The following is a 22765-nucleotide window of genomic DNA, read 5'->3' as shown; positions in this document are numbered from 1 at the left end:
GTGCCCTGAATATCAAACTGAGCAGTACATAAATTGAAGAGTGATTTGCGGAACTTTCGGCACATGAGCAGGCGGCCGAAAAACGCAGGTCGGCGTGCAAAGTCAGCCTTTCATCACGTGCGGGATTCCTGCACGCATCCCACACCGGCGACGACCTAGCGTTGCGGGTGTCGAGGAAAGGAAACGAGGAGCAGGTCATGGCCGCATCCCCGCACGAAAAAGCGCACGACGGCAATCATCGGGCATCGGGTCACTACCGGCGCCTGCTGGTGATGATCGCGCTGTCCTTCGCGGTCATGTACCTGTTGATGTATGCGATGGTCGATCGTCCCGGCAACGTCTTCCACAATCTCAACCAAATCTACATGGCCGGCTTGATGGCGGCGCCGATGCTGCTGATCGAGGTTCTGCTGATGCGGAGCATGTATCCGGATCGCCGGCTCAACCTGCTGTTGGCTTTTTGCGCACTTGTCGTCGCACTGGTGTGCTGGCTGGGAATCCGCGGACAGTGGGCCATCGGTGACCAGCAGTTCCTGCGCTCGATGATTCCCCACCATGCGGGCGCCGTCCTGATGTGCCGGAAGGCGGAACTGGATGCGCCGGATCTGCGCCGCCTGTGCGACGGCATCATCCGCGGCCAGGAAGCCGAGATCACGCAGATGAAATCCCGGCTGGAATGAGGGCGTCGGCGACCCTGCTTGTGCCGGAACCGCGTCAGGCGTTCGCCGGCACCCTGCGCCGGAACAGATACAGCACCGCACCGATCACCAATGCGACCGCGGCGGCAAGCAGGTTGCCGATGTTGGCGCTGGCGAGCAGGCCGAGCGACAGGATCAGCGCGGCCAGCGGAATCAGCGGGCCACCGGGCAACTTCAGCGCGCCTGGATGGTCGGCGTAGCGGCGCTGCAGCACGAGCACCGACAGTGTGGTGCCGATGTAGGCACACAGGCGTGCCACCACCGACAGCAGCGCGAGCTGCACGAAAGAGCCGGACAGCGCCAGGGCCAGAGCGAGCACGCCCTGGGTCACGATCGCCACCGCGGGGGTATGGAAGCGCGGGTGGATGCTGGCGAGCGCGCGCGGGCCGAAGCCGTCTTCCGCCAGCGAGTACAGCACGCGGGGACCGAACAGCATGGTGTTGCTGTTCGTACCGAGGATGGAAATGGTCGCGCCGACGGTCAGGATCAGGGCCAGGCCCTCGCCGCTGAAACTGGCGGCGGCATCCGCCAGCGGCGTCTTCGACAGGGCCAATCCCGCCAGGGTGCCTTGCGCGACCAGTTGCACCGCCGCATAGATCAGGGTGACGGTGGCGATCATCGTGAGCAGCGCAAACGGTACATCGCGCCGCGGATTCTTGAACTCGCCGGCCGCCGCGGGGATGTTCTCGAAACCGGCATAGGCGAACAGCAACAGCAATGCCGCCTCGCCCAGATTGCGCATCGGCGGCAGTTCCCCGCTGCGAAGCAGATCGATATCGACGTAGAACACGCCGATGAGGATGAACAGCGCCAGCGGGAGCAGCTTGCCGATGACCAGCGCCACGCCGGTGCGTGCGGCCGACTTCACGCCGATGACGTTGATCAGGGTCAGCAGGCCCAGCGAGCCCACCACGACCGCCAGGCGTCCGCCACCGGACGCGGCTGGCGCCCAGAACCGCGCGGTCGCATCCGCCAGGCCGTTGCTGAGCGCCGCGGCCGAGGCGATGCGGGTCAGCCAGACCATCCAGCCGATCTCGAAGCCGACGAACGGGCCGAACGCTTCCCGCGCATACAGGTAGCTGCCGCCGGGCTGATCGAAATAGCTGGCTGCCTGCGCGTAGCACAGCACGAGCAGGGCAACCGCGAGGCCTGCCAGCAGCACCGCCCATACACTGGCCGGACCCAGCAGCACCGCGGTGGCGGCCGGCAGCAGATAGATGCCGCTGCCGATGACGTCATTGATCGATAGTCCGACGATCTGCCAGCGGCTGACCGCGCGCACGAAGCCGGGATTGGGGGTGGCGTCGCTCATGGGGCGGCCTCCGTGATCGCGGGCAATTGCCAGTCGGCGCGCAGGCGCCGGTACTCGGCCTCGGGCAGCAACACGAACACCGGATGCCGCTTGTCATCCAGCCAGGCGAGCAGGCGATCCATCATCGGCTCGGCCATGGCGGTGCAGCCTGCGGTCGGTTCGTCGGACGCCTTCCACAGATGGGCGAAGATGCAACTGCCGGCGCCACTGACGTTGTCGGGATTGTGCTGGATCACGAAGCCTTCCTTGTAGCGGACATCGCCATCGGCGTGCAGGTCGCGGCGCATCGGTTCGGTCGATCCTTCGACCGCGGCCGCGCCGACCGCGTCGCGGTCGACGATGCGGTTGTAGAGCGGCGAGGCGGGCACGTCGATGCAGTAATGCGACGCGCGCATGGACGCATAGGCTAGCCCGGTGTCGCGCTGGGCGGCATAGCCGAAGGCTTCGCCCAGGGTGAACACGCCGGCTGGCGCCCTGCCGTCGCCTTCCCGTTTCTGCGGGCCGTCCGCCTGCGCGGGATGCAGGCCACGTCCCCACGCGGCACCGCTGCGGCCGATGGTGACCGGTACCGGCGATTCCGTGGCACGCCAGCCCTCGCCGAGGCGTTCGAACGTCTGCATCCTCCCGCCACTGGCGTCCCAGCCTGGCGTTACGACCAGGATCAGTTGTTGCGCCTGCCGCCAGGCCGATGCCACCTGCGCCGTCGCCGGGGAGGACGCCGCATGGGCCGGAAGGCTGGCCGCCAGGGCGGTGGCCAGCACGAGGTTCGACAGCGCGAAGCGGAACACAGAGGCCATGGCGGCTCCGGGACGGGGATCAGGAATCCAGCAGGTGCTGGATCCTTTCCAGATTGATGTTCAACTGCCGATGGCGGTCGTCGTGGTTGTGGCACAGCAGGACGAACAACACGTCCAGCAGGTACTGCAGCGAGGAACGATAGAGCAGCGCTTCGACGTGTGGGGCGGAATCATGCGCCGATACCACCAGCGATGTGTCGGCATGCGCCCGCAGCGGGTTGGACGTATGCCGGGTGATCGACACCACCTTGCCTTCGGCGTCCTGGAACTGCCGGCTGATCTGCGAGAGCGTGGGCAGCTTGCCGAACTCGGAGAACACCAGCAGCACATCGCCGGGACGGGCCGCCGACAGGTTGGCCATCATCAGGATGGGATCGGCATGGTGCACGGTCAGCACGCCCAGCAGCGACAGGCGCATCGCGAATTCGCGCGCGAACAGGCCGTCGTCGCCCAGGCCGTAGACGAACACCTTGCCCGCGCCATGGATCAGGCCGGCGATGTGTTCGATGTTGGCTGGCGGATTGAGCAGCCGGGTTTCTTCCTCGGCGGCGGCCTTGCCACGGCGCAGGCCGGCTTCAAGGCGCTGGTAGGCGCTGTTTTCGCCTTCCGCGTCGCCCGCGTCTTCGGCCTGCCGCGGCTGTGGCGCGCCGCCATTGCGGGCCACGGCCTCGCCGATGGAGAACTTGAGATCCGGATAACCCTTGAAGCCGAACTTCTGCGCGAACTTCACCACGCTGGACTGGCTGATGCCCAGCGCGCTGGCCAGTTGCTGCGAGGAGTAGTCGCGCAGCAGGTGGGCGTTCTCGAGGATGAAGTCGGCGATGCGGCGTTCGATCGCCGACATGTGGTCGCGTTCGGATCGGATTTTGACCAGGGGCGGCATGTGCGCTCTTTATCCCATCCTGTGTCGGGTCGGTCCAGGGGTCAGACCGAAATCAGTTCCAGGCCATGGATGGTCTGGATGCCCAGCCCCGGCGCGTCGGTGATGGAGATCTCCGATTCGTTGAAGATGACCCCGCCCTCCACCGGGTTGAACTGGCACAGCGAGGGGCCGTCCAGGTCCACTTTGGTGATCGATTGCGATTTGGCGACCGCCAGGTGCACCGCCGCGGCAACGCTGATGCTGGTTTCCAGCATGCAGCCGATCATGCATTCCACGCCGTACAGCGAGGCGATGTCGGCGATGCGCACCGCGTTGGAAATACCGCCGGTCTTCATCAGCTTGATGTTGATGATGTCGGCCGCGCGCATCTTGATCAGGTCGATGACCTCGGTGGGGCCGAACACGCTCTCGTCGGCCATCACCGGTGTATGTACCCGGTCGGTGACGTACTTCAGGCCATCGATGTCCTGCGCCTTGACCGGCTGTTCCAGCAGTTCGAGCACCACGCCGGCGTCTTCCAGGTTGTGCATGGCGAAGACCGCCTGCTTGGCGGTCCAGCCCTGGTTGGCGTCCAGACGCAGCAGCGCGCGTCCTTCCACCGCCGAATAGATTGCCTTGACCCGCTCGATGTCCAGGCCGATGTCCTTGCCCACCTTGATCTTCAGCGATTCGAAACCACGCTCGACCGCGTTGATCGAGTCGGCCACCATCTTGTCGATGTAGTCGACGCTGATGGTGATGTCCGTGGTGATCACCGGATCGCCGCCGCCGAGTATCTTGTAGAGCGGCGCGCCATACAGCTGGCCGAACAGATCGTAGACGGCGATTTCGACCGCGGCCTTGGCGCTGGTGTTGCGCTCCAGCGCGGTCTGGATGAGGTGGGTGATGTGGTTGAGGTTGGCGATTTCCTGGCCGATCAGGCGCGGTTTGATGAAACGCGCGATGGCCTCGATGATCGAACCATGGGTATCGCCTGTGATCACCGCGGTGGCCGGCGCTTCGCCGTAGCCGACATGGCCGGTATCGGTGCGCACGATGACCACGATGTCCTCCACCATATCGACCGTGCGCAGGGCCGTCTTGAAGGCGGTTTTCAGCGGCACGCGCAGCATGCCGAACTGGATGTCGGTGATTTTCATGGGGGCCTTAGGGGCGGATTCTCTGGATGCTGTAGATGCGATCGATGAAGGTCTTGTCACCACCGGCCAGCAGTGGCTCCAGCGGAGTCACCGACACGGCGTTGAGCGAGGCGCGGACCAGCTGGCCGCGGCCATCCTTGTAGGTGATGCCGGTGGTGTCGTGGATCAGGTAGGTCTGGCCGTTCTCCTTGCCGATCACCATCATCACGTGGCCAGGGATGTAGATCAGATCGCCCACCTGCAGATCGCGGATGACCTTCATGCGCGCTTCGCGATCATCCTTGTCGGTGAAGGCGATGCGGTTGAGCGCCGGGCTCACGCCCTGGTCGCTGGTGTTGCGCGGCAGTTCCACCCCGAAGCTGCGGTAGACCTCGGACACGAAGCCGCTGCAGTCGCGGGTGTTGTAGGAGTGGCCCCAGCCGTAGCGTTCGCCGAGGAACTTGAAACCTTGCCGCAACAGTCGCGCCGGGGTAAGTGGAAGGTACTCGGTGCCGACGTCGGCGTTCTTCGGCAGCAGCGCCGGGACCAGCTCCAGTCTGCCGTCCGTGCCGCGCACCGGCAGCTGGATGACCCAGGACGTGTACGGATGCTGGCCATTCACCGGCTTGTCGGCCGGCCAGTCACTCAACAGCGGCACGCGCACGCCCATGTCCAGTTGCAGTTCGGACACGCCGGGTTGTTCCGGCGTATGCACCGTATGCACCGTCGGACCGGTGACGATCAGCGTCGGCGTGCGATGGGCGTAGCCGAACACCTGTTCGCGCGCGCCTTCGGCCAGGTAGGCGTTTTCAATCCAGGCCGCATACAGCGGGCTGATCACGAACGACCACTGGCGATCGCGGCTTTCGTGCAGGACCACCACCGGCGTGCCCGGGAACAGCGCGCTTTCCTGGAAGCGATCGATGTCCGTGTCGCCCGGCTCGCGGAAGACCCGCAGCCGGGTCGGGAAGGTACGCAGGTCGGCGCGCCTGACCACCAGCGCGTAGCGCACGTCGGTCCGCGCCGGCACCGAGTCGAGCGCGGCATTGGCGACGATGGCGTCAAGCGCGGCCTTGTCGACCGGCTGTCCCTTCGCGTCATACAGCGTTCGGGTGGGCGGGCTGGACAGCTTGCCCACCCATTCGCGCAATTCCTCGGCGCTGAAATGCGCGGGCAATTCCTCGATGTCGTGGACCGAGCGGTCCAGCTCGTGCAGGCGCTCGTTCTGGGCGGCGATCGCCCGCGGCTCCAGGACGACGCGATCCGGCTGCGCGAGCTTGTCGATCCAGTACTGCGGATCCAGGTGCCGGTCCTCCACTCCAATGACGGCGTGCGCGGGAACCGGCAGCGCGGGTGCCGGTTCGCGGGCCAGCAATCCGCCCGCCGGCAGGACCAACAGGGCGGAAAGGAGCAGGCCAGGCATGCGACGGCCCCGCATTCCGGAGGCCGGGTGCGCAACCCGCGAGGCGAATGTTGGCGCGGCATGTCGCCGGGCCGGACCACCGGTGTCTTGTTTCATTTGCCTCCCCTCGGAACGGATGCGACGGCCTGGTGTTGCACGGACGGCAAACGACCGGGTCGATTCCGAGGAATATTTACTTCTTTTTCTGAAAGATTCAAGAATAAATTATTGACCGGGTTCTCCGGTCGTGTTACACAACGGTGACCAGTCGGCTGAGGGGCAAGTGATCGACGTGGACGCCAGCGGGGGCCAGCGAAACCGTTCCATTCGAAGGGAGCACCGGAGTGCCGGGCGTTCCGTGCGCGTGCGTGCGACTGCATGGCCGATATTACTCCTGATGGCCCTCGTCGCGTCCAGCGCTGCCGGCGAATTGCCGCCGCCGGCGCCACCGGCCATCGTCGCCCAGGTGGATGCGGGCCGTTTCGCCGAGGCCGAACAGGCCATCGCGCGTGCGCTCGCCCAGCCCGGCCTGGACGATGAACAGCGTGACGCGCTGCAATACGAACGCGAGCGCATGCGCCGGATCCGGCTGGATTTCCGGCTCACCGAAGCGGATGTACTGGCACAGCTGCGCAAGCAGATTCCGGATCTGAAGCCGGAGGAATTCGCCAACTGGGATCAGGCCAACCGGATCGAGCGGCTCACCATCGACGGCGAGAAGCGCTACTTCAGCCGCTCGGTGTCGAACCTGTTCCGCCTGTATCCGGACGTCGCCGCGCGTCGCGCGCCGCCGGTCAAGCCGTTCTCCGAGGGCCCCTTCGAACGCCTGCACCCGCATCATCGCGAGGCGCTGGAACAGGCACGCGCCACTGGTGCCAACAGCATCGCGCCGCGCCGCTTGCGGGTCACCCAATCACTGGTGGTGAAACCGGATGCCGTTCCGGCCGGCGAAACGGTGCGCGCCTGGATTCCATATCCGCAGGCGATTGCGGGACAGCAGGAACACATCCGTTTCATCGGCAGCACGCCGGAGAAATCGCGGATCGCGCCCGAAGGCACGCCGCAACGTACCGTCTATATGGAGCAGACCGCACGGGCCGGGCAGCCGACGCGGTTCTCCATCAGCTATGAACTGACCATCCACGCGCGCCACTTCGATCTCGATCCGGAAAAGGTCGTAGCGACCGCCGCGACACCGGAACTCGCGCCCTACCTGGGCGAACGCGGGCCGCACATCGCATTCACGGACGACATCAAGCGCTTCTCCGCACAGGTGGTCGGAGACGAGAAGAACCCCTACCGCATCGCCAGGAAGCTGTTCGACGCGGTGGACCGGATCCCCTGGGGCGGCGCGCGCGAATACTCGACCATTTCCAACATCAGCGACTACGCCCTGCATTCGGATCACGCCGACTGCGGCCAGCAGACCCTGCTGCTGATGACGCTGCTGCGCTACAACGGCATCCCCGCGCGCTGGCAGTCGGGCTGGACCTACTCGGACGAGGAGGTCGGCTACGACAACATGCATGACTGGGGCTGGATGTACCTGGCGCCCTATGGCTGGGTACCGATGGACGTCACCACCGGCGCGTTGCAGAGCGACGACGCGGGCCTGCGCGACTTCTACTTCGGCGGCCTGGACGCCTACCGCATCAGCTTCAACAACGACTTCTCGCAGCCGCTGGTGCCGGCCAAGCAGCATTTCCGCTCGGAAACGGTGGATTCGCAGCGAGGCGAGGCCGAGTGGCGCGGAGGCAACCTCTATTTCGATCAATGGGACTACCAGTTCGAATGGACCATGCTGCCCATCGCGGGCAGTGACCAGTAAACCGGGCGGGATCACTTCAACACCTAGCAGGAGAGAGCGGGGATGAATGGCAAGACCTTGAAGAAAGCAGCGCTGTGTATCGCGCTGGGCACGTGCATCGCGTCGATGGCGCCGATGGTGATGGCGCAGGCCGTGAATGGTTCGGTGGTGGGCCGCACCACGGCCGGGGATCAGATCACGGTGACCAACACCGCGACCGGCCTGACACGAACGGTCACTGCAGGCGAAAACGGTGAATATCGCCTCGCCCAATTGCCGGTGGGAAATTACTCTCTGCAGGTCGTCCGCGGCGGGCGGCCGGTTGGGGAGCCCGTGCAAATCTCCGTCAACCTGGGCAGTGCGACGACCATCAACCTGAATAACGAAGGCGCCATCGACATGGCTGCCGTGCAGGTGGTTGGATCGCGCATCATCACGCCCGTGGACGTCCGATCGACCGAGTCCGCACTGAATATCAGCGCGGAGGAGTTGTCCCGCCTGCCAGTGGACCGCGATGTTGCGTCGGTGGCATTGCTCGCGCCGGGCGTGGGCAAGGGCAATGCCGGTTTTGGCGGTATTTCATTCGGCGGGTCCTCGGTCGCGGAGAACGCCTTCTACGTCAACGGCCTGAACGTCACCGATTTCTACAATCGCGTGGGATTCTCCGAAGCGCCGTTCTCGTTCTACGACCAGTTCGAGGTCAAGACGGGGGGCTATTCCGTAGAGTTCGGCCGGACCACCGGTGGTGTCGTCAATGCGGTAGCCAAGTCTGGCGGCAACGAGTTCCATTATGGAGCGGAATTGGTATGGACGCCGGAACAGTGGCAGGCGTCGGCACGCGACAGTTACTTTGACGGCGAACGCTACCTGACACGCAGCCGCGACAAGTCTGATTCCACCAAGCTCAACGTGTGGGCATCGGGACCCATCATCCAAGATCGCCTGTTCTTCTTCGCCATGTACGAGGGCCGCAAGCAGGAACCCGTCAACACGGATGATGCCGGCGCCACTCTCACGGAAGGCGATGGCAACGACGGTTTCTGGGGTACGACCATCGACTGGCAGATCACCGACCGGAACCGACTGAGTCTGATGGCATTCTCCAACCAGAATCGGGTCGACAGCGAGGTCTATGACTACGACTTCGACGGGAATGGAAAGGGAGAAAAGATAAACGAGATCTATGAGGAGACCGGTGGCCGCAACTGGGCCGCGACCTGGTCTTCCTCCCTGACAGACGACCTCTCGATGAAGCTGATGTATGGCCGCAATGAGCGGCAAAGCAAGCAGGGGTCGCCATTGGATGCCTCGTGCAATTACGTGACCCGGGCGGGAGGGGTGCCGAATCCAGGCGTGCCGGTGGGGTGTACCACCAACTCCTCGGTCTATGACCGCGGAGATACCCGCAAGCAGATGCGCGCCGACTTCGAATGGCAACTGGGTGATCACCTGCTGCGCTTCGGATATGACCGGGAGGAGAATGTTTCCGAACTCGATCAGTACTATCCCGGCCCCGGTGGGCTTCAATACAACGTCTACACCACCACGCCGGGGGCAACCATTCCGAACTCTGGTGGTGGTGTCGTTCCGCCAGGCTATACAGCCTACGTCCGCACGCGCCAGTATTCGGTGTCCGGTAATTTCGAGACCATCAATACCGCGTTCTATCTGGAGGACAACTGGCAGGTCACTGATCGCCTGATGCTGAATCTCGGAATCCGCAATGAAGCCTTCGACAACAAGGACGCGGAAGGGCGCAGTTACATTAAGATGGACAACATGTGGGCGCCGCGGTTCGGCTTCTCGTTCGACGTCAAGGGGGATGGGACGACCAAGTTGTTCGGCAATGTCGGACGCTACTTCCTGCCGGTTGCCAATGTGATCAACATCAAGCAGGCGGGTGCATTGCTGGATGCGCGCACTTATTATGGCTTCGATGGGTGGGAAATCCGCGATCAGGGCGGCAGCCAGTACGCGGTTCCGATCCTCGGCCCGCAGTTTGGCTTCTATGACGGACAGGGCAACGGCACCGTGGGCGATCTCCGTGCAGAAGTCGACCGTGACATGGATCAGGTGTACCAGGACGAACTGATCATGGGTTTCCAGCAGCAGATCAGCGAAACCTGGTCCTGGGCCTTGCGCGGTGTGTATCGTCGCCTCAACAACGCCATCGACGATATGGAGATCTCCGCGACGGGTGCGTGCGGCGGAGATGGCTACATCGGTTGGGTAATGGCGAACCCCGGCAAGGAAGTCACCGTCTGGGGAGATACTAACTGTGACGGCGACGCCGATGGTTGGGTGACGGTGGATACCAAGCGTGAAGGCTGGGCCATGTACGATGCGGATGGCAACTACCTCGGCCAGCGCGGCTGGGTGGAACCCAAGCGCACCTACAAGGCACTCGAGCTGCAGTTCGATCGGGCGTGGGATGGCAAGTGGGCGTTCAATGCGTCGTACACCATGTCCTGGAGCCAGGGCAATGCAGAAGGGCCGGTCAACACAGACACCAACTTCGGTGATACCGGTCGTACCGAAAACTTTGATGATCCCTGGGTGAACTTTGGAGGCTACGGACCATTGGCCAATGATCATCGCCACCAGATCAAACTGCGTGGTGTCTACGCATTGAATGACTACTGGCAGGTAGGCGCTACTCTGGATGCCCGTTCCGGTGGTCCAATCACCGCATTCGGTGTGGGAAATCCGTATGACGCCACCCCCTATCACAGCTACTACATCTGTGTGGCGAATTGTGATTCGGAGGTGTCGCAGGACCGGGTCTACCAGTATTCGCCGCGTGGTGGAGCGGGCCGCATGCCGTGGACATTCGATGTGGGAGCAAACGTAGCCTACGAACGATCTTTCGGAGCAGCCAAGTTCAAGGCTAAGCTGGCGTTTTTCAATGTATTCAACAAGCAGCAGCCGATTTGGGTCTACCAAGAGCTCGAACCCGGCATTGGCGATCGGGATCCTTTCTTCGGCAAGGAACGCTTCCTGCAATCTCCTCGCTATGGCCAGTTGACCGTTTCGCTGAGCTACTGACGAAGGAGCCGGCCGGCCCGCGATCGCGGGCCGGCCGCATGCCCGATGGCCATATTCCCATCTCACAACCGGAAGCTTCGCTCGCTTCCCTACCTGGTGCTGGCGGGCCTTTTCTTGTGTTCGACCACGAAGGCTTCCGACCTGTTCGAGCATGCCTTTTCGGACACCTATGCGCGCTATGCGTTGCCTGGCATGGCAGTGGCGATAATCGAAGACGGCGAGGTCGTCTACCAGCGCACCGAAGGCGAACTGGCCGTGGGTACTGGCCAGCACATCAACCCCGACACCCTCTTCAAGATCGCGTCCAACACCAAGGCCATGACCGCCGCCGTGCTGGCCCGGTTGGTCGATCAGGGAAAGCTGGAATGGAACGATCCGGTCACCAAGTACCTGCCGCAGTTCCGCATGAACGATCCGTGGGTGACGCGGAACATGCAGGTGCGGGATCTGCTGATCCACAACAGCGGCCTGGGTCTTGGCGCCGGGGATTTGATGCTGTGGCCGGAGCCCAATGACTTCACCCGTCAGGACATCGTCGCCGGGCTGCAACATCTCAAGCCGACCCACGGCTTCCGTTCGCACTATGCATACGACAATCTGCTGTACGTGGTCGCTGGCGAAGTGGCGGCGGCGGCGGGCGGTGCGCCTTATGATGTTCTGGTGCGGAAGGAGCTTTTCGAACCACTGGGAATGACCCGCTGCCAGGTCGGCGAGTGGAACCGCGAAAAGGTTGGCAACGTCGCCCAGCCGCATATGCGCACCGCCGCGGGCAATGTGCCGATTCGCGAAGACGGCGCCATCGTTCCCGACATCACCTCGATGGCCGCCGGCGGCATCCGCTGCAGCCTCAACGACATGCTGACCTGGATGCGCATGTGGCTGTCGCCGGAACGGCAGCCGGCCTGGCTCGGCGCCGAACAGCGCCGCGCGGTGTGGACGGCGCACATGCCGATGCCGGTTTCCGCGCGGATGCGGGAGTGGGACAACAGCCACTTCTCCGCCTACGGCTATGGCTGGCGCCTGTCCGATGTCGACGGCGTCTGGAAGGTCGCACACACCGGCACGCTGGCCGGCATGTATTCCTCGGTCATCCTGCTGCCGGACAGGAAAGTCGGCATCGTCATCCTGATCAATGGCGAAGGCGAGGACGCCCGCTCCGTGTTGGGCGAAGTATTGACCAAGCACTACACCGCACCCACGCAGAAGGTGTCGGTGGCCCACTACGCCGAGGCCATCGCGCGCGAGGACGCGGCGATACCGGCGCAGAAACGCAAACCGGACACCTCCGCGCGTCGACCCGCGACCGGAACGGAACTGGCGGGACAGACGGGGCGATACCGTGATCCGTGGTTCGGCGAAGTAGCCCTGTGCATGAAGGACGACGGTGTGAGATTCCAGTCGGCGCGTTCGCCGATGCTGGCGGGCCGGGTGATGAAGGTCGGTGACCGTTGGCTGGTGGACTGGGACGATGACAGCGTCGACGCCGAGCCCTGGCTGGCGTTTCATCCTGCCACGGCGGGGACGCCGCCACGCATGACCCTGTCCCACGTCGATCCTGACGCCGATTTCAGCTATGACTATGCGGACCTGGATTTCCAGCGGACCGGCGGATGCGATTGACATGATGCGTCTCGGCAAGTCGTTGTGTGTGGGCCTGCTGGTGATCGCGGGCGTGGCTTCCGCCCGGGCCGGCGAGGTGACGGTGTCGACGGCGACGCGCTTCGACCAGGTCGATCTGGTCGACGTGGGCGAGCGGATCCCGCTGGCGACCCTGGAAATCCGCTATGCAGGTGACGACAACTTCGTTGGCCGGACCGTGGACGGTTACCAGGCGCCGAAGTGCTATCTGCTGCGGCCGGCGGCCGAAGCGCTGCAACAGGTGGCGACGGATCTGGCCGCCGACGGCTATCGCCTGCGCCTGTTCGATTGCTACAGGCCGGTGCGCGCGGTGAAGGATTTCGTGCGCTGGGCGCGGGATCCGGCGGATCAGCGTACCAAGGCGCGCTTCTATCCGAACCTGGACAAGTCGAAGCTGCTGGATGGCTACATCGCCGAGAGTTCCGGCCACAGCCGCGGCGCCACGGTGGATCTGGGCCTGGAACGGTGCGACGGCGCGCGCTGCGAGTTGCTGGACATGGGGACCGGATTCGATCGCTTCGATACCCTGGCCAACACCGACGACCCGCGCATCGATGGTGAGCAGAAAGCCAACCGCCAGCGCCTGCGTGCGGCAATGGAGCGGCGCGGTTTCCGCAATTACCCGCTGGAATGGTGGCACTACACCTTCCAGCCGGAACCCACGCCCACCACCGCCTACGACATACCGGTGCAATGAGTTCCGATTCCTGGCGGCCCCCGCCGCGCGTCATCGACGTCGCGGTGATCGGGTGCGGCATCGTTGGCCTGTCGGTGGCATTCCAGTTGCAGCGCCGCGGCCTGTCCTGCCTGCTCATCGATCCGCGCGGACCGGCGGGCGATGCCTCCCATGGCAACGCCGGTGCGGTATCGGTCGGCAACCTGATGCCGCAATCGATGCCCGGCATGCTTGGGCCAGCGCTGCGCGGGCTGGGCGATCCACTGGCGCCCTTCAAGCTCGACGCGGGTGCGTGGCCACACTACGCCGGCTGGCTATGGCGGTTCCTGCGGGCGGGCCGCGCGCAACAACTGCCGGCGATCATCGACGCGACCCAGGCACTCAACCAGGGCGCGCGTGGCGCGTGGCTGGATCTGGCCGAAGCCATCGGCGCGACGGATCTGGTCGGCCATACGGGTTACCTGCATGTCTACAGCGAGGATGCGACGTTCGAGCGCGCCGCCGGCGGGCGCGCCCACATGCAGCGGCACGGTGTCACGTTCGATGTGCTGGACGCCGCGCAACTGCGTGCGCTCGAACCTGGCCTGGCCGATTTCGTGCGCCATGGTGTCCTGCAACGCGATTCGCTGTTCGTGCGCGAGCCAGGCGAGTTCTGTCGCCGATTGTTCAACTGGCTGAGCGCCCGCGGTGCCGACATCCTGATCGCCAGCGCACGGGCCATCGAGCGGGAAGGCGCGGGCTACCGCGTGCGTACCTCGGGCGGTGACCTCCATGCCGATCAGGTCGTGGTCGCCGCCGGCGCGTGGAGCGGGACGCTGCTGCAGACGTTCGGCTTGCGCCTGCCATTGGCGGCCGCGCGCGGTTACCACGCCACCTATCCGCGACAGGATGTGGGCGTGCGCCGTCCCACGCTGTGGGCGGAACGCTACATGGTGGTGTCGCCGATGCGCTCTGGCGTGCGGGTCACCGGATTCAAGGAGATGACCGCGCCGGGGCGTCCGCCTCGCCCGGCCCTGATCCACGGCCTGGCGCCGCAGGCGCGTCGGTTGTTTCCGGCATTGGTCGGAGAACCCACCTCGGATTGGTCCGGACTGCGGCCCTGCACGCCGGATTCGCTGCCCATCCTGGACCGCGTGGATGACGAGCGCATCTTCATCGCCACCGGACACGGCCACCTGGGATTGACCCAGGGACCGATCAGCGGCCAATTGATGGCGCGGATGATGACGGGCGAGGTGAATGCGATTGCGCTGGCGCCCTACCGCCTGGCGCGTTTCGGATCGTACGCGCGCCACTGAATCACCGAATCAGGCACCGCCCGGAAATCCCTGCTGGCGCCAGGCTTCGAACACCATTACCGCGACCGTGTTGGACAGATTCAGGCTGCGGTTGTCCGGACGCATCGGCAGGCGCAGGCGGTGTTCGGCCGGTAGCGCGTCCAACACGTCCTGCGGCAGTCCGCGGGTCTCCGGACCGAACAGGAACGCGTCGCCCGGCTGATAGCGGGGCTGGTCGAACCGGACCGTGCCGCGGGTGCTCAATGCGAACAGTCGCGCCGGCGCGAGCGCGGCCAATGCGGCGTCGAGCGAATCGTGGACCTGCAGGTTGGCGTATTCGTGGTAATCCAGGCCGGCGCGGCGCAACTGCCGATCGTCCAGATCGAAACCCAGCGGCCGGATCAGGTGCAGTCGCGCACCGGTGTTGGCGCACAGGCGGATGACATTGCCGGTGTTGGGAGGAATTTCCGGCTGGTAGAGCAGGACATCGAGGGAAAGCGCGGTCATGCGCGGATTCTACGGGCCGGACCGGAAGGTTCCCATGGATGCGGCGAGCGGAAGGGAGCCGGCCGCGATCCGGTGGGTGCCTGTCATGCTTTGGAGGGAAGCCGCATCGCGGGATGCGGCTTCCTTGTCCTGGCGACCGGGGGATCGTGGAAATCTTCGTGGCCGGATTCAACGGGAATCGACGGCTTCGGTGGTGCGGCCTGCGCGCGCGTCGCGGGACGGTGCGCGGCGGAAGTGCGGGTACTGCAGCGGCTGGAACGCGCTTTACCGGAGGATGGAGCGATGAAGCAGGTGGAAGCTTGAAGCGGTTGCGTGAATCAATCCGGTAATCAGCGCGCGGCCAGCTGCTGGGCCAGTACACCCGCCTGCACGGCGAACTGCTGCAGATCTTCCGCCGACGGGCGCACGGTGATGGTCGGCATGTCGACGATGCTGGCGGTCTGGGTGGCCAGGTAGTACGCCAGGTCGCGCGCATCAGGCGTCACGGTCACGGCCGGCAGGTTCACCACCTTCGCATCCTTGTAGGTCAGGTAGTGCGCCAGGTCGGCGGCTTCGGGCTTGACGGTCACGGCCGGCAGGTCGACCACGTGGGTGCTGGCCGGAGTGGCGGACTGCGCCTGGAGGTTGTTGTCGGCGTAGCTGTTGGCCGACAGGACCATGGAACCGGCACACAGCGCGAACACGGCGGCGGCGGTCAGCGGGAGCAGGGTCTTGGTGTTCATTGTTTTGCCTCTGTAGTGATGTTGTGGGGTGGTGTGGTAGTAAGGTAGTACACCTAATCAGACAGATCAAGCGGAACTTGTGTTTGGAGTTCCTTTGTTCAGCGTTTAGTCAGGATTGCTTGGGTTGCTGCTGTTCGCAGTTGAAGTAAAGCAGGACTCGTGCCAACTGCAAATTATTGATTCAAAAGGAAATTCGTTTCTTTCTTCGTGTCCGTGTCCGGCCAGTGTCCGGGTGGCGCCGTCCGTTTTCTGGTTATCAGGACGTGCCTGGCGGCGGGATGTGACCTCCAACACGCCCTTCCCACCGTCATCCGGTCATTTCCGGGACTTGCTGGTTTGGATGCCGTTTAGGCGGAAACGGTTGCGCTGGGGCCGGTTCCGTTGGCACAGGTTCACCCGGGCACATTCATCAGGGCACGTTCACCACGGCAGCGGCTGGCCCTGCCAGTCGAAGAAGCCGCCGGATTGCCCGGGCGACAGTTGATGGATCACGTGCAGCAGGCCGGCGACCGATTCCTGCGCGGAAAGCGCGGCCTGCGCACCGCCCATGTCGGTGCGGACCCAGCCCGGGTGCAGCGCGACCACCGTGATGCCCCGCGCCGCCAGCGCCTGGGCCAGCAGCGAGGTCGCCATGTTCTGCGCGGCCTTGCCCATCGCGTAGCTGGGCGTGCGGAATTCCTGCCGCAGCGCGATGGAACCGACTTCCGAGGAAATGTTGGCCACGGTCGCGCCGTCGGCCAATTGCGGGGCCAACGTCTGGGTCAGCAGGAACGGGCCGGCGGCATTGGTGCGGAAGCTGGTTTCCAGATCCGAAGCATGGACCTGACCGAAGCGCTCGCCGCCACGCAGGACGCCGGCATTGTTGATCAGCAGATCCAGCGGCTGCTCGTCGGTCACCAGGGCGATTTCGTTGGCGAGTGCGGCATGCGTGCGCGGCTCGGCCAGATCCAGCGGCAGTACCTGCAGGCGGCCGGGGTGCTCCCCAGCCAGCAGGTTGAGCGCATTCGCCTTGCCGGGATGGCGGCAGGCGGCGATGACATGGTCGCCGCGGGCCAGCAACTGGCGGACGAACTCCAGCCCCAGCCCGCGATTGGCGCCGGTGACCAGGCAGTGGCGACGATCCATGAGACACCTCGCTTTGAGGGGCACGTGCCATGAGGCCTAGTGTATGGCCCCCGCGACCGGGTTAGCATCCGGGGTTCTTGGGGAATCCCGTACCTGTATACAAGGAGTCACACGATGATCGCATCCCGTCGGCCGCGCGCCGCGCTGCTTGCCGTCGCCCTCGGCACCGCCCTTGGCGGCCTGGCCTACGCGCCGGTCCCCGCCCTGGCCCAGGCCAAACCGGCCGGCACCGACATCGTCATCCCCTACGAGGAGTTCACCCTGCCCAACGGCCTGCGGGTGATCGTGCACACCGATCGCAAGGCGCCGATCGTCGCGGTCAACGTCTGGTACCACGTCGGCAGCAAGAACGAGCAGCCCGGCCGCACCGGCTTCGCCCACCTGTTCGAACACCTGATGTTCCAGGGCAGCGAGAACCACAAGGGCGAGTTCTTCGAGCCCTTCGAGCTGGTCGGCGCCACCGATCAGAACGGCACCACCAACCAGGACCGCACCAACTACTTCCAGAACGTGCCGACCACCGCGCTCGACATGGCGCTGTGGATGGAATCGGACCGCATGGGCCACCTGCTCGGCGCGATCGACCAGAAGGCGCTGGACGAGCAGCGTGGCGTGGTCCAGAACGAGAAGCGCCAGGGCGAGAACCAGCCCTACGGTCGCCGCATCTACACCAAGATCTTCGAGGCCCTGTATCCGCCGGGTCACCCCTACAGCTGGCAGACCATCGGCTCGATGGCGGATCTGGACGCCGCCACCCTGGACGACGTGAAAACCTGGTTCCGCAGCTGGTACGGCCCGAACAACGCGGTGCTGGTGCTGGCCGGCGACATCGACCTGAAGACCGCCAAGGAAAAGGTCACCCGCTACTTTGGCGACATCCCGGCCAGCGCGACGCTGGCCGACATGAAGTCCAACATTCCCAAGCGCGCGCAGGACACCCGCGAGACGGTGCCCGATCGCGTGCCGCAGGTACGCATCTATCGCGCCTGGCCGGTCGCCGAAATGGGCACGCCGGACGCGACCCAGCTGGAGTTGTTCTCGCAGATCCTCGGCGGCAGCGCTTCCTCGCGCCTGGATGCCCGGCTGGTGCATGGCGACAAGATCGCCGACCAGGTCAGCACCTCGCCGTGGATGAGCGAGATTGCCGGTACCTTCATCGTCAGCGCCACCGTCAAGGATGGCGTGGATCCGGCCAAGGTCGAGAAGGTGCTGGACGAGGAAATCCAGCGCCTGATCAGCGAAGGCCCGACCGCCGCCGAAGTCGAGCAGGCGCGCACCTACAGCCGCGCCGGTTTCGTGCGCGGCATCGAGCGCATCGGCGGATTCGGCGGCAAGTCCGACGTGCTGGCCTCCTGCACGGTCTACCAGGGCAAGCCGGATTGCTACCGCGACGAACTCGATGAATTGATGAAGGCCACCCCGGCCAGCATCCAGGCCGCCGCGCGCAAATGGCTGGGCGCGGGTTCGCACACGCTGGTGGTGCAGCCCAGCGACAAGCCGCTGTCCTCGCTGCCGGAAACCGTGCTGGCCGCACCGGCGACCCGGCCGGCGGAAATCCCGGCGGTGGATCCGAAGTTCAAGACGGTCAAGACCGACGTCGATCGCAGCCAGGGCGTGCCCAAGACCACTTCGTTCCCGGATCTGAAGTTCCCGGCCCTGCACCGCGCCAAGCTGTCCAACGGCATGGAAGTCGTGCTGGCCGAGCGCCATGAAACGCCGGTCGTGCAACTGTCGGTGCAGTTCCCCGGCGGCTACACCGCGGACGTGGGCAAGAAGCTCGGCACCGCCAGCTTCACCATGCAGATGCTGGACGAGGGCGCGGGCGACTACAGCGCGCTGCAGTTCGCCGCACGCAAGGAGGCGCTGGGCGCCGAGTTGACCACCGGCGCCGGCCTGGACAGCGCCTCGGTCGGCCTGTCGGCGCTGAGCGACAAGCTGCCCGAATCGCTGGATCTGCTGGCCGACGTGCTGCGTCGTCCGACCTTCGACGCGGGCGAACTCGAGCGGGTGCGCGCGACCTGGATCGCCGGCATCAAGCAGGAGAAGGCGCGTCCGCAGACCGCCGCGCTGCGGGTGATGCCGCCGTTGCTGTACGGCCAGGGCCATCCGTACGCGATTCCGTTCACCGGCAGCGGCACCGAGGCATCGATCGCGTCGCTGACCCGCGATGATCTGGTCGCGTTCCAGCGCGACTGGCTGCAGCCGGACAAGGCCCGCGTGATCGTGGTGGGCGACACCACCCTGGCCCAGATCGTGCCGCTGCTGGACGCCCGCCTGGGTGACTGGAAGACCGCGCCCAACGCGCCGGCGCTGCCGGCGGTGCCGGCCGTGGCCAAGCCGGGCGCGCCGCGCGTGTTCCTGATCGACCAGCCCGGCGCGATCCAGTCCAACATCTATGTCGGCCAGTTGATTCCGCCGACCGGCGACAAGGGCACGATCGATTTCGACTTCGCCAACGGCGTGCTCGGCGGCCAGTTCAGCTCGCGCCTCAACATGAACCTGCGCGAGGACAAGCACTGGGCTTATGGTTCCTACAGCGGCGCCACCAACACCCTGGGCCAGCGTCCGTGGTTCGCGCAGGCGGCGGTGCAGAGCGACAAGACCGTGGATTCGGTGAAGGAACTGAAGGCCGAGATCACCCGTTTCGCCACCGGCGAGGCGCCGGCCTCCGACGCCGAAGTCACCAAGATCCGCGCCAGCAACACGCTGGAGCTGCCGGGTGCCTATGAAACCGCGGCCGCGGTGATGGGCCAGGTGACCAGCAACCTGCGCTACGGCCGTCCGGACGACTACATCCTGACCTACAAGGCGCGCAACGAGGCGATCGCCTCCAAGGACGTGACCGCGGCGGCGAAGACCCTGGAACCCAACGCGCTGACCTACGTGGTGGTCGGCGATCTGGCCAAGATCCAGCAGCCGATCCGGGATCTGAAGATCGGCGAGGTCACCGTGCTCGATGCCGATGGCAAGCCGGTGACGGCCGCCAGGAAGTAAGCTCCTTCGCGCCCCTTCCTCCTGGGGAGGGGCGCGTGGTTGCAGGATGTTCCGCACGCTTCCGCCGCCCGTGCGGCGGAAGCCACCCATGATTCATCCCGGCTGGGCGAGAATGCCCGCCGTTCCCGCACAGAGGCGAATCCATGCGCACTTTCATTCTCCTCGCCGCCGTCACCACCCTGGCGGCCTGCACCTGGGTGCCGCTGGCGCCGAACGCCAAGGGGATCCGGGTCGTCGCGGCCGGCGCCGCCCCCGCCAACTGCCAGAAGCAGGGCGAGGTCTCGGTCTCGGTCAAGGACAAGGTGGCCTTCTACGAACGCAACAACCTGCGCGTGCGCGATGAGCTGGAAACCCTGGCGCGCAACGAGGCACCGGGCATCCAGGCCGACACCATCCAGCCGCTGGGCGACCCCGCCAATGGCGAACAGCGCTTCGCGGCGTATCGCTGCGGACGCTGAAGTTCCTGAAAGGAACAACGGTTTGCCGTGCCGCCGGCGCTGCGCGGCATCCGGATGAAGCCGCCGGTGGCCATCGCCGATGCCCGCTCCGGCAAGGGCCGCCCCGGCACCTGCAGTGCCGGTCGGCGGGTCGGAATGGGGCTGCTGCCACCCTTGGCGCGGCCCGCCCAAACGGCAGCGTACGGAAAATGTGATAATCATCACGTAAATTGCCCGTTCGGCCTACTGTCAGAACCTGCATAAAGATGCGGTGAAGTCCGGAAGCCGGTAACCTTGTCGCCCCCTTCGGCCTGAGCCTTGGCGCTACTTTCGATGCTCTTCAAGAACGTCTCCATCGCGGGACTGGCGCACGTTGATGCGCCGCACACGCTGACTTCCAAGGAAATCAACGAGCAGCTCAAGCCCACGCTTGAGCGCCTGGGCATCCGCACGGATGTGCTCGGCGACATCGCCGGCATCCACGCACGCCGCCTGTGGGACGACGAGCAGCAGGCGTCCGACGTGGCGACGCTGGCGGCGAGGAAGGCGCTGGACGACGCCGGCGTGTCCGCCGATCGCATCGGCCTGCTGGTCAACACCTCGGTCAGCCGCGACTACCTGGAGCCGTCCACCGCCAGCATCGTGTCCGGCAACCTGGGCCTGAGCGAGAACTGCCAGAACTTCGACGTCGCCAACGCCTGCCTGGCCTTCATCAACGGCATGGACATCGCCGCCCGCATGCTCGAGCGCGGCGAGATCGACTACGCCCTGGTCGTGGACGGCGAGACCGCCAACCTGGCCTACAAGAAGACCCTTGAGCGGATGGTCGCGCCGGACATCACCGAGGAACAGTTCCGCAACGAGCTCGCTACCCTGACCCTGGGCTGCGGCGCCGCCGCGATGGTGATGGCGCGCGCCGAGCTGGTGCCGGAAGCGCCGCGCTACAAGGGCGGCGTGACCCGTTCGGCGACCGAGTGGAACAAGCTCTGCCGCGGCAACCTGGACCGCATGGTCACCGACACCCGCATGCTGCTGATCGAGGGCATCAAGCTGGCGCAGAAGACCTTCATCGCCGCCAAGCAAGCGCTGGGCTGGGCGGTGGACGAACTGGATCAGTTCGTCATCCACCAGGTCAGCCAGGTGCACACCGCCGCCTTCATCAAGGCGTTCGGCATCGATCCGAAGAAGGTGCTGACCATCTTCGGCGAGCACGGCAACATCGGCCCGGCCAGCGTGCCCATCGTGTTGAGCAAGCTGAAGGAACTGGGCCGGCTGAAGAAGGGCGATCGCATCGCCCTGCTGGGCATCGGTTCCGGGCTGAACTGCTCGATGGCCGAAGTGGTCTGGTAACACCGGCCCACTGACCTTTCCCGAGGGCCGGTTCGCCGGCCCTTTTGTTTACCGCGGCACCGTGCGATGAATCTTCCCGGCTACCCCTTCACTCCCCAGCGCTTCGAAGTCCGTCCCGGCCTGTCCATGAGCTATCTGGACGAAGGCCCGCGCGATGGCGAGGTGGTGGTGATGCTGCACGGCAATCCGTCGTGGAGCTATTACTGGCGGAATCTGGTGTCGGGGCTCAGCGATCGCTACCGCTGCATCGTGCCGGACCACATCGGCATGGGCCTGTCCGACAAGCCGTCCGACGAGCGCTACGACTACACCCTGCAATCGCGCGTGGACGATGTGGCGTCGCTGCTGGATCACCTGGGCGTTACCGGTCCGGTGACGCTGGCCGTGCACGACTGGGGCGGCATGATCGGTTTCGGCTGGGCCCTCTCGCACGCGGATCAGGTCAAGCGGCTGGTGATCACCAACACCGCGGCCTTCCCGCTGCCCAAGGCCAAGCCGATGCCCTGGCAGATCGCGCTGGGCCGCGACTGGAAATTCGGCGCGTTCATCATCCGCGCGTTCAACGCCTTCTCCGGCGGCGCGTCCTACCTGGGCGTTGAGAAGAAGATGCCGGCCGAGGTGCGCCGCGCCTATGTCTCGCCCTACGACAGTTGGGCCAACCGCATTTCCACGGTCCGCTTCATGCAGGACATTCCGCTTGGTCCCGGCGACAAGGCCTGGGCGTTGCTGGAAGAAGCCGGCCGGCGCCTGCCGGAGTTCGCCGACCGGCCCGCGCTGCTGGGTTGGGGCCTGAAGGATTTCGTGTTCGACCAGCATTTCCTGGCCGGCTTTCGCGCGGCGCTGCCGCGGGCGGAGGCGCACGTCTGGGACGACGCCGGCCATTACGTGCTGGAAGACAAGGCGGCCGAGCTGGTGCCGCTGATCCGCGACTTCCTGGAACGGCACCCGCTGGCCGGCTGAGCGCCGGCTACGCGCCG

18 protein-coding genes are annotated in these 22765 nt (G+C 65.3%); 10 read left to right on the top strand and 8 right to left on the bottom strand.

Translation table 11 applies throughout. The features are described 5' to 3' along the window. Nucleotides 1-197 precede the first annotated feature (197 nt). Nucleotides 198-680, top strand: coding sequence for a DUF305 domain-containing protein (locus IB228_RS08940; RefSeq protein WP_192198152.1), 483 nt, complete (start codon nucleotides 198-200; stop codon nucleotides 678-680). Nucleotides 681-714: 34 nt separating this feature from the next. Here IB228_RS08940 and IB228_RS08935 read toward each other — a convergent pair whose 3' ends face one another. The 5 genes from IB228_RS08935 to IB228_RS08915 are packed head-to-tail and all read right to left on the bottom strand — an operon-like array spanning nucleotide 715 to nucleotide 6231. Next, nucleotides 715-2010 carry an APC family permease gene (locus tag IB228_RS08935; RefSeq protein WP_192198151.1) on the bottom strand — a complete coding sequence of 432 codons (1296 nt, stop codon included), beginning with the start codon at nucleotides 2008-2010 and terminating at the stop codon, nucleotides 715-717. Then, nucleotides 2007-2807 carry a hypothetical protein gene (locus tag IB228_RS08930; RefSeq protein WP_225562362.1) on the bottom strand — a complete coding sequence of 267 codons (801 nt, stop codon included), beginning with the start codon at nucleotides 2805-2807 and terminating at the stop codon, nucleotides 2007-2009. The genes IB228_RS08935 and IB228_RS08930 overlap by 4 nt, the downstream gene beginning before the upstream one ends. A gap of 19 nt (nucleotides 2808-2826) precedes the next feature. Next, nucleotides 2827-3690, bottom strand: a complete 864-nt coding sequence (locus IB228_RS08925) for a MurR/RpiR family transcriptional regulator (RefSeq protein ID WP_183640259.1) — start codon at nucleotides 3688-3690, stop codon at nucleotides 2827-2829. Between the two features lie 41 nt (nucleotides 3691-3731). Next, nucleotides 3732-4829, bottom strand: coding sequence for a dipeptide epimerase (locus IB228_RS08920; protein WP_192198150.1), 1098 nt, complete (start codon nucleotides 4827-4829; stop codon nucleotides 3732-3734). A gap of 7 nt (nucleotides 4830-4836) precedes the next feature. Further along, nucleotides 4837-6231, bottom strand: a complete 1395-nt coding sequence (locus tag IB228_RS08915) for an SH3 domain-containing protein (protein WP_192198149.1) — start codon at nucleotides 6229-6231, stop codon at nucleotides 4837-4839. A gap of 376 nt (nucleotides 6232-6607) precedes the next feature. Here IB228_RS08915 and IB228_RS08910 point away from each other — a divergent pair, with 376 nt between their 5' ends. The 5 genes from IB228_RS08910 to IB228_RS08890 are packed head-to-tail and all read left to right on the top strand — an operon-like array spanning nucleotide 6608 to nucleotide 14674. Beyond that, on the top strand, nucleotides 6608-8038 hold the full coding sequence (locus IB228_RS08910; RefSeq protein WP_192198148.1) for a transglutaminase-like domain-containing protein: 1431 nt from the start codon (nucleotides 6608-6610) through the stop codon (nucleotides 8036-8038). 42 nt (nucleotides 8039-8080) lie between these two features. After that, the gene (locus tag IB228_RS08905; protein ID WP_192198147.1) at nucleotides 8081-11062 is read left to right on the top strand and encodes a TonB-dependent receptor; all 2982 of its coding nucleotides are present in this window, start codon (nucleotides 8081-8083) and stop codon (nucleotides 11060-11062) included. A 45-nt stretch (nucleotides 11063-11107) separates the two neighbouring features. Further along, a complete protein-coding gene (locus IB228_RS08900) occupies nucleotides 11108-12682 on the top strand; it encodes a serine hydrolase (RefSeq protein ID WP_192198146.1) in 1575 nt (524 codons plus the stop codon). Between the two features lie 4 nt (nucleotides 12683-12686). Beyond that, nucleotides 12687-13397, top strand: a complete 711-nt coding sequence (locus IB228_RS08895; protein ID WP_192198376.1) for a M15 family metallopeptidase — start codon at nucleotides 12687-12689, stop codon at nucleotides 13395-13397. Further along, nucleotides 13394-14674 carry an FAD-dependent oxidoreductase gene (locus tag IB228_RS08890; RefSeq protein WP_192198145.1) on the top strand — a complete coding sequence of 427 codons (1281 nt, stop codon included), beginning with the start codon at nucleotides 13394-13396 and terminating at the stop codon, nucleotides 14672-14674. Before IB228_RS08895 ends, IB228_RS08890 begins: the two co-directional genes overlap by 4 nt. A 9-nt stretch (nucleotides 14675-14683) precedes the next feature. Here IB228_RS08890 and trmL read toward each other — a convergent pair whose 3' ends face one another. From trmL to IB228_RS08875, 3 genes are all read right to left on the bottom strand, one after another. Next, the gene (gene trmL / locus IB228_RS08885; protein ID WP_192198144.1) at nucleotides 14684-15160 is read right to left on the bottom strand and encodes a tRNA (uridine(34)/cytosine(34)/5-carboxymethylaminomethyluridine(34)-2'-O)-methyltransferase TrmL; all 477 of its coding nucleotides are present in this window, start codon (nucleotides 15158-15160) and stop codon (nucleotides 14684-14686) included. Between the two features lie 329 nt (nucleotides 15161-15489). Beyond that, nucleotides 15490-15882 (bottom strand): hypothetical protein, encoded by a 393-nt coding sequence (locus IB228_RS08880; protein WP_183640293.1) that lies wholly within the window; start codon nucleotides 15880-15882, stop codon nucleotides 15490-15492. Nucleotides 15883-16302: 420 nt separating this feature from the next. Continuing rightward, on the bottom strand, nucleotides 16303-17007 hold the full coding sequence (locus tag IB228_RS08875; protein ID WP_192198143.1) for an SDR family oxidoreductase: 705 nt from the start codon (nucleotides 17005-17007) through the stop codon (nucleotides 16303-16305). 114 nt (nucleotides 17008-17121) lie between these two features. On the opposite strand from IB228_RS08875, the gene IB228_RS08870 reads away from it, so the two are divergent. From IB228_RS08870 to IB228_RS08855, 4 genes are all read left to right on the top strand, one after another. Next, complete coding sequence (locus tag IB228_RS08870; protein ID WP_192198142.1) at nucleotides 17122-20001, top strand: pitrilysin family protein; 2880 nt, start codon at nucleotides 17122-17124, stop codon at nucleotides 19999-20001. Between the two features lie 143 nt (nucleotides 20002-20144). After that, complete coding sequence (locus IB228_RS08865) at nucleotides 20145-20459, top strand: DUF4156 domain-containing protein (RefSeq protein WP_183640300.1); 315 nt, start codon at nucleotides 20145-20147, stop codon at nucleotides 20457-20459. Nucleotides 20460-20771: 312 nt separating this feature from the next. Next, nucleotides 20772-21788 carry a 3-oxoacyl-ACP synthase III gene (locus IB228_RS08860; protein WP_183640303.1) on the top strand — a complete coding sequence of 339 codons (1017 nt, stop codon included), beginning with the start codon at nucleotides 20772-20774 and terminating at the stop codon, nucleotides 21786-21788. 66 nt (nucleotides 21789-21854) lie between these two features. After that, entirely contained in the window at nucleotides 21855-22748 is an 894-nt protein-coding gene (locus IB228_RS08855) for an alpha/beta fold hydrolase (protein WP_192198141.1), read from the top strand. Nucleotides 22749-22765 lie beyond the last annotated feature (17 nt).

The sequence above is a fragment of the Pseudoxanthomonas sp. PXM04 genome (genome assembly GCF_014851695.1).
Taxonomy (GTDB): domain Bacteria; phylum Pseudomonadota; class Gammaproteobacteria; order Xanthomonadales; family Xanthomonadaceae; genus Pseudoxanthomonas_A; species Pseudoxanthomonas_A beigongshangi.
Note: the sequence above shows the minus strand (reverse complement) of the source record. Positions and strands in the feature narration are given on the sequence as shown.